At 54.6% G+C, this 8,168-nt stretch carries 6 protein-coding genes; 1 reads left to right on the top strand and 5 read right to left on the bottom strand.

All coding sequences use genetic code 11. The features are described 5' to 3' along the window. On the top strand, nt 1–843 hold an 843-nt coding region (locus tag ACEW8P_RS12060), incomplete at its 5' end, for a glycosyl hydrolase 115 family protein (RefSeq protein ID WP_373513332.1). A gap of 33 nt (nt 844–876) precedes the next feature. Here ACEW8P_RS12060 and ACEW8P_RS12055 read toward each other — a convergent pair. The 5 genes from ACEW8P_RS12055 to ACEW8P_RS12035 form a co-directional block, all read right to left on the bottom strand. Beyond that, the gene (locus ACEW8P_RS12055) at nt 877–2,313 is read right to left on the bottom strand and encodes a sulfatase (RefSeq protein ID WP_373513331.1); all 1,437 of its coding nucleotides are present in this window, start codon (nt 2,311–2,313) and stop codon (nt 877–879) included. A gap of 73 nt (nt 2,314–2,386) precedes the next feature. Next, nucleotides 2,387–3,268 (bottom strand): LamG-like jellyroll fold domain-containing protein, encoded by an 882-nt coding sequence (locus ACEW8P_RS12050; protein ID WP_373513330.1) that lies wholly within the window; start codon nt 3,266–3,268, stop codon nt 2,387–2,389. Between the two features lie 139 nt (nt 3,269–3,407). Further along, a complete protein-coding gene (locus ACEW8P_RS12045; protein WP_373513329.1) occupies nt 3,408–5,081 on the bottom strand; it encodes an FAD-dependent oxidoreductase in 1,674 nt (557 codons plus the stop codon). A 13-nt stretch (nt 5,082–5,094) separates the two neighbouring features. After that, nucleotides 5,095–6,537 (bottom strand): sulfatase-like hydrolase/transferase, encoded by a 1,443-nt coding sequence (locus tag ACEW8P_RS12040; RefSeq protein WP_373513328.1) that lies wholly within the window; start codon nt 6,535–6,537, stop codon nt 5,095–5,097. A 9-nt stretch (nt 6,538–6,546) separates the two neighbouring features. Beyond that, the coding region (locus ACEW8P_RS12035; RefSeq protein ID WP_373513327.1) for an FAD-dependent oxidoreductase at nt 6,547–8,168 on the bottom strand (1,622 nt) is incomplete at its 5' end.

Genomic DNA, 8,168 nt, shown 5'->3' with positions numbered 1-8,168 from the left:
ACGCACAAAGTCATCGGGCAAGCCGTCGAAAAAGGTGACACGACCTATTGTATTATGAACGTCTCGAACATCCGCGAGTTCCAGTACGGCATCGCCGCTTCTTCCGATATGCTTTGGGATTATACAGATTTCGACACTGAAAAATTTGAGAAAAAATGGTTTAACAAATATTACGGCAAGCACGCCGGGCGCTTCCACGCCGGGCGCTTCCACGCTGGGCGCGTCGCGGAAGCCTACGAAACCTATTTTAACAGCTTCGCGCTCACCGAGGATGGCCGGACGCTCGCCCTCATGGATGGACAGACGCGCAGCGCTGGCCTGGGAATCTTGAACGGGATGAAGAAGCAAATCAAAGACCCCACTGCTTACGCCGCCGAACAAAAACGCAAACGGGAAGAATCCGCCGAAAGAAAATGGGGTAGCACAGCCCTGGGAGACATGCGGGTCGGTTACTCGGAGCGCGAAGCACAACTGGCGGCAGTGCGGCGGCAGAAGGTGGGTTTTGCGAAAGCTGACGCTTTGTCCGCTGAAATCCTGCCCGTTCTGCAAGATCACGAAAAGACATTTTTTCAAAACAATTTCGTCTCCCACGTCAAGATCATGCTCGGTCTGGAAACCTGGCTCGAAAATATGATCCTGGCCCAGGAAGCAGTCGATAAGGCGCAGTTGAAAAGTGCTGCCAAGTACCTGGAGTCGGCATTGAAGGCCTTGGATTTGGTTGATGAAGGCAAAAAATTAAACGTCCAAACTGACAAGTGGCAGCACTGGTACCGCGGCGATCGAAAGATGAATCTCGGTGCAGTTCGCCAAAGCACCGGAGAAACGTTGGAATTGATACGTTGAAAACCGTTAGATGGGCTGATCTCAAAAATCGCCCTACCTATCAGGAAACCACTTTTCATCAAACACGCGACTCAGCTTTACCAGAATAGCTTTCATTCCGGGGTCATCGGTAAAATGCGTCATTTCATATGGATCACGGTTCAAATCCAATAATTGCACTTGGGTGCCATCGCCTTCCGGCCATTCGTAGCGAATGTACTTGTGCCCCTGGTCATCGACTACCATTCGCCCGACGGCACTTTCCACACCCAGGGTTTGGCGCCAAGGTACTTTCTTGCCTTCGAGCAGCGGCCGCAGGCTTCGACCACGCAGATCAGCCTTGGCTTTGATGCCCGCAAAATCGCAGACCGTCGGTAGCAGATCGAGGCCACTGGAAACCAGGTGCGTGCTGTCCACCACTCCCGCTTGCAGGTGGCCCTTCCACATGGCCAGGAACGGTACGCCTGCCGACTCCTCATAGAGCAGCGACTTGTGTTCCAAACGGTGCGCGGCGTCCATGTCGCCGTGGTCACTGGAATAGAGGATGAGGGTGTTTTCCTCCTGTCCGCTTTCGCGCAACGCGTTCAAGATGGTCTGGATCTGGCTGTCCACCGTTTCGGTCAGACGGCAGTAGGCCCAGCGGTGGGTGCGCCAGTCTTTATCGGTGTACTGATTGCGGGCAGCTTGCTGGAAATTGCGCGAGGCGATGTAGTTCTTGATCGCCCGGGGTTCGTTCCGTTGGGGTTCAAAGTTGGGCGGCAGCGGCGGACAGTAGCTCCTGAAAAACTCCGCCTCCGATACGCCCGCAGGTCTTTGCATGGCGCGGTCGAGGGTTGCGATTTCTTCCGTCCCGGTACTGATCAATCGCTTTTCCTGCTCCGTACTGGCAAAATCCCGGATTGCCATGTAGCAGATATCGTGCGGATTGATCAACGAAACGACCATAAAGTAAGGATCTTCGGGCTTGGACGTAATGTACTCGGCGGCCCGTTCGGCCAACTGACCGCGCTCGTCGTCGGTAATGTCCTCGAAGCCCAAAGCCTTCGGTGTCAGCGATGGGGGCAGGTGCTCCTTACCGCCGAAAAGCAGCCGGTAACCCGCTCGTTTTAGCCAGGCGGCCAGCGTCGTGTTTTCTACTTCCGGCGAGAGCTTTCCAATGCGCATAGCTCCCACGTTTTCGGTAACGCGCTCGCCCTTGTTATCCTTGAAATAGCCCGGCATTCGCCCTGTCATCAGGCTCACCCGCGCCGGGGCACATACCGGATTGGTGGTATAAGCGCGGGTAAATCGCACGCCGTTTGCGGCCAGGTAATCCATCGCCGGGGTTTTCAGCCAGGGATTGCCCGCCGCGCTCATCATATCGCGGTGCTGTTGATCAGTAAAAATGTAGATGATGTTCGGCTTTTTTTTCGGGGCTGGGCTGGAATTCTCCAACCGAAGCGGAAGCAAAGTTCCCAAGGCTAACAGCCATACAAGTGTGGAATGGAGCATGGAATCAGTTTTTGATGTAAAAGGGTATTTCACTCCCGGTTTTACCTGCAACGGCTAGTTTGATCGCACTCTCTTATTTCCGACGGGTTGATTTGTAAATATCCCGAACCTCCTCTGCCCGCAAAGCCCTATCAAATACCCCCAACCCGCCCAGCAGTCCGCCAAAACCCACCTTGTTGCCGGGAATATCTTCGGGGTAGTTGGGCCAGGAATGCACGTCCCTTTGAGCCACGGTAAAGTCGGCCCCGGCCTCGCCGCCATCGAAGATCGGCTTGTCCCAGAGGAAAGGATTGCAGTTGCCGTTGGTGTCCAGTTCGCCGTCGTAATACACCTTAATTTCTTCGTGATCGTAAGTAAAAGCGATCATGCACCAGACGTCTTTTTCCAGCTTGGTCTTGCCCGTGGCGTACGAAAATGCCCAGGGGCGATCTTTCGTGGGGCCGCCGACATCCGAGACGTAGCCGTGGGGCTGGTGTTTGGCGTCGGTGCGGGTAAGGGTGGTGTAGTCGGTTTGTTTGTGGCCGCTGGTGAAGAGGGCGTACTGGCGTCGTTCGTGGCGCTCGTCCCACACCCCGGCGATGTACTGCCAGTTGACGTCGGCCCGGCGCTTGACCCAGGCCACGACGCTGATTTCCCTTTTGCCGTGAATGTTCAGGGCCGGACAGTCCTGCCGCTTGATCCGCAACCACTGCCCCCGCACGATGTCCAGACTGGATGCGCCGAATATGCCCTCTTCAGCGCGGTTGATCGGTCCGTTCATTTCTTGGAGCGTGTATCGGTAAGCTCCCTGACTAGTCAGATCGGTACCACCCGATCCATTCTTTTGAAAATCCCAGAAGCAGATTAGATTCGGGATGTCCAGGATAATGCTTTTCTTCTCCTTTTCGTCCAATTGGCCAGAGTCGATTGGGTTGGAAAAGTACAGGAAGTTGAGGATTAGGAGATAAAAAAGCATGGATCAGTTGGCTAAGGATTCGTGCGGGTTGCGTTGTTCAGTCGCTTTGGGTGTACTCAAATAATAAGCCGACAAACGGGCGTTTTACTGTTTCCTCTTATCAGCCTAGTGATACAATAATCTATATTTTTCAGTGACCCTACTTCTCAAATTCCAACTTCTGCTTTTCAGCCAATAGCTTCTCCCGCAATTTCGCGTATGGTAATTCCTGCGGCGTCACCTTATTCTCGATCGCCAGCACCGCCGCCGTGGCCGCCGATTGGCCTAAAATCATGAACACGGGCTCCATCCTGATGGAACCGAAGGCAATGTGGGAACTGGACATTGCCACGGGTACCAGCAAGTTCTTGCACTCGGCGGCTTTGGGCAAAATGGAGCCGTAGGAAATCGAGTACGGCTGCTTGGGATGAACTCCGATGTCGCCTTCATTTTGCACAAAACCGTCATCCTTGACATAGCGTTGCGCATTGTGGGCGTCGAGCGAGTAAGAACCCATACCCACCGATTGAGTAACGGGCCTGGTACCGAGGGTATGCTGCTCGGTCATTACCTCTTGCCCGATCATGCGTCGGGCCTCACGGACGTAAATCTGGTGTGGCCAGTTGTTATTATCGGTAAATTCATCCCTAGCCAAGCCCCACTCTTTAAACTCCTTCTGGACGTCGGCGGGCATGCGCGGGTCGTTTTGCATAAAGTACAGCAAACCTTGCTGGTACTTGCGGTGGTCTTCGATGATTTCCTTCCGGCGTTCGTAGCTGGCCTCGGGGTAGTCGTAGTTCTTACCGATGTAGTCGCTGCTGAACGGGCCGTGGTTGTTGGTGTCCGTCTTGCGGTTAGGGATGCGGTCAAACTTGTTAAATGTCTCGCGCCAGCCGCTATCGTATACCCGTCCCAGCAGTTCGAAGCGAGCAGGATCATAGCCTTCGGGCTTGGGGAAAGGCAAGCGATTTTCGGGCTTGTCGGTCATGCAGAGCCGGAAGCAGTAGGCCTGTATTTTATTGTCGCCGGAACCGTACTCACCCGGCGGCTGGTCAGATACTTCGGGTAGCAGACCGCTGCTGGGGTCACCCGCCACCTTGTAGGGGCTGATGTCAGATTTGAAATAATGGCCGTGCTGGAAAACCTCCGTTTGTACGCCGTTCCATTCCTCCCCATAAACCTCGTTGGCCTCGCGGCCTACGTGATAGCTGACGCCCGCCGCCGCCATCAGGTCGCCTTCGTAGGTGGCGTCGATGAACATCTTGCCTTCGTAGGTGTTACCGCTGAGGGTTTTGAAGTACTTGATTTCTTCATTTTCCATGCCTACCCCGAAGGCCGAGCGATCCAGCCATTCGTCGCGGTAAATGGTAATATCGTTCTCTTTGATAAAATCTTCAAATACCTGCTCGGCAGCATGGGGTTCAAAGATCCACATCGTGCGGTTCTCGCCGTCCATCGCGGGCGTTCCCTGGCCTTTGTTGCCAAACTCGTCCCGCTGCTGCCACTTCCAGCTACTATCTTGCTGGTAATGCTGGTATAGACGGTGGTAGAATTCTCGCGCCAATCCACCGATAACCGACTTGTTACCCGTATCGGTGAAGCCCAGCCCTCCGGCCGATAGGCCACCCAGGTGTTTGTCGGGCGAGACGACAAGGACCGTTTTGCCCATTTTCTTGACCTGTACGGCGGCGGTCACGGCGGCGGCGGTGCCGCCGTAGATGATGACATCGGCAGAGCGGGTTTCACCATTTTCCTTGTTGCCGGAATTGGACGAACAAGCCACTAGGATTGACAGAAACAATAAACTAAAAGAACACTTTTTTAAAAGACGCATATTGGTTGGAGGGTTATAGATTTGAATTTTCAATTTCCTGTTGGGCGGTTTTTCTCAATCGAGCGAGTGCTTTCGCCATGCCTTTGTTGGATATGAGATTTTTCAATTCATTGGGGTCGCTGCGCAGGTCATAAAGTTCTTCGAAGTACAACTTATCGGTCTGTTCAAGGTCGTAGGTTACGATGTACTTCCACCGTTTCGTTCGAATGGCATAGTGCGGATAGGTGCCGTGCACGGGTAGCGGTGCTTCATAAAAGACTTGCTTTCGGGTAGGTTTACCCTTAGTGAAGAGGGCGTTTCTTAGACTGATCGCTCGGGAGGAGGCCGTTGGTTGGATGTTCGCCAGATCAAGAATCGTTGGGTACAGGTCGATATTCAGAACCAATTCCTCGGACTTTCTTGCCAAAACTTTCGGCCCTAACACAAAGAATGGGATTCGCATAGACTCCTCGTAGGCCAGCACTTTACTCGTCAAACTGTGCTCGGCCATGAACCAGCCGTTATCCCCCAGCACGAGCAGGTAAGTGTTGTCCAGCAGTTCGTTATCAGTCAGGTACTTTGCCAGTCTTCCCACGGCCTGATCCATGGCATAGTTGGCGGCGGCGTATCTATAGACGTGGCTTCTGATCGAATCGGGCTGGTCGTAGCCGTATTCCAAGGCTCGCTGGTGGGGACGGCTTGTCGCAAGGTAGTTGGGCTTGCCCGCGAAGTCCGTGTTCCAGTCGACGGGCAGAGGTGCGGCCTGTTGATTGAAATGACTCCGCTCGGCGGCTTTGATCGGCCAGTCGTAGTTTTCGTCCATGTGCGGGGCGAAGGTGTTGACAAACAGAAAGAGAGGCTTCTCATCTCGTTTTTCCAGGTAGTAGATGGTGCGGTCGATGGTCTGGTCGTCCACGAATCCCTGAGTACTGATTTTCTTTTCGTTTTCCAAAAAATCCACGTCCCAGTAGGCAGTTATACCTTTGAATATGAATGAGTAGTCAAAACCCAGGTCGTGCGGTTTATTAGGTAAATGCCATTTCCCGAAAACAGCGGTGGCGTAGCCATTTTTTTTCAAAATATTCCCCAAACTACTTTCCTCGTCCCGCAACCGCGACTGCATATTCATCACGCCGTTCCTGCTCCCGTATTGCCCGCTCAGAATAGCGGCCCGGCTGGGCGAACATATGGAAAGCGTCACGAAGGCATCGGGAAAATAGGTGCCCCGCGTGGCCAGTTTGGCCATTTCGGGCGTGGCGAAGTAGGTGGTTTTGTCATAACTCAGGGCGTCCCAGCGCTGGTCGTCCACAAGGAGGATAATGAAATTGGGTGGTGTGGCCGGGCTGCGTTCGGCGAGGCTGCGTTCGGCCGAACGCGGCCCGGCATTCTGGCGGGCCGCGCTTCGCTTAGCCGGAAGGGCAGATTCGTAACTGGGAAACAATTTTGCCACCAGGAAAATGAGAAGAATACTATGCATGTTTTTAAACTATTTGCCTGGTCTTTCCCCCTCTGTATCGTTCGAAAGGATTTGCTTTTTGTCCAAAAGCACTCTCCTCAAGTCCGCGTAAGACACCTCCTGTACGGCAACTCCTTTTTCGATCGCCAGTGAAGCCGCTATGGCAGCCGATTGTCCCAGCACCATGAAGACGGGTTCCATGCGGATGGAGCCGAAGGCTATGTGGGTCGCGCTCATACACACGGGTACCAGCAGGTTGGCGCACTCATTCTTTTTCGGCACAATGGCCCCATAACCAACGGGGTAAGGCGCCGCCACATGCGCCTCGACGTTTCCCTCATTTTTCACAAAACCATCCTCCGTCACGTAGCGCTTAATGTGGTGCGAATCCATACCGTAGGCTCCCATCCCTACCGGATTTTCGACCGTTTTCAAACCTTCGCAGTGGTACTGAGTCATGACCAAATCGCTGACCATCCGACGGGCTTCCCGTACGTAAAGTTGCTGCTGCCAGCCGTCGGCCCGCTCGAATTCGTCCTTGGAGGTACCCCAGAGCGAGACTTCCTTTTTGATAAAATCGGGCATCCGCTCGTGGTAGGCCAAGGTCCACATCAGCCCCTGCTGGTACTGCCGATGCCGCTCGGCGATGCGCTCCCGCTCTGCGTAGCTGGCTTCGGGGTAGCCGTAGTTCTGCCCGATGAAGTCGGTGGAAAATCCGGTGCGGTTGTTGGTGTCGGTCTTACGATTGGGCATCCCCGAATTGATCCAGGGAAAACCTTTTTCCCCGGCTTCGTAGTTGCGGATGAGCAGTTCGTAATCGCGCTCATTGTAGCCAGCGGGCTTGGCGAAGGGAATGCGGTTATCAGGATGGTCGGTCAGGCACATGCGGTAGCAGTAGGCTTGCATCCGCTTGTCGCCCGCGCCGTGCGTACCGGGGCCGTCGGGGTCGATGAAGGGAAGCAGCCCACTCGATTGATCGCCTTTGATTACGTAGGGATCCACGCCTGCTACGAAATTATGGTTCATCGCATTCCGGGAGCTTTGCCCGGTCATGGTCGTGTCCCGGTCTCGGGCGTGGACGCCGTTGAGGGTTTCGCCATATTGGCTGTTGCTTTCCCGACCTACAGAGTAGCTGACGCCTGCCGCCGCCATCAGGTCGCCCTCATAGGTGGCATCGATGAACATCTTGCCCCGGTAGGTTTTGCCCGAAAGCATGGTGATCGAGACGATGCGGTTGCCCTGCTTGCGGACGCCTTTGGCCCGATCCAGCTTTTGGTTGTAGTCCACTTCCACCCCAGCCGTCTTCAACATATCATGGTACACGCGCAAAGCCGCCGACGGCTCGAAGGTCCACATGCTGTTTTCATTCTTTCCGGTGCGGGTCTGTCCGCCGTCCAGGTAGGTACTTTTCTCTTGCCACTTCCAGTTGGCGGGGTTGTCGTAGTAGGTTTTGATGTTTTCATAAAACTCCCGCGAAATACCACCGATCACGCGCTTATTGCCGATGTCGGTTTGGCCCAGACCGCCCGTGGTCAGTCCGCCGACGCGGGAAGTCGGCTCGATCAGGACGACGGACTTTCCCATCCGCTTGGCTTCGATGGCGGCGGCGATACCCGCCGAGGTGCCGCCGTAGACGACTAGATCGACTTCGT

Source organism: Persicitalea sp. (assembly GCF_041751555.1).
In the GTDB taxonomy this organism is placed as follows: domain Bacteria; phylum Bacteroidota; class Bacteroidia; order Cytophagales; family Spirosomataceae; genus Persicitalea.
Note: the sequence above shows the minus strand (reverse complement) of the source record. Positions and strands in the feature narration are given on the sequence as shown.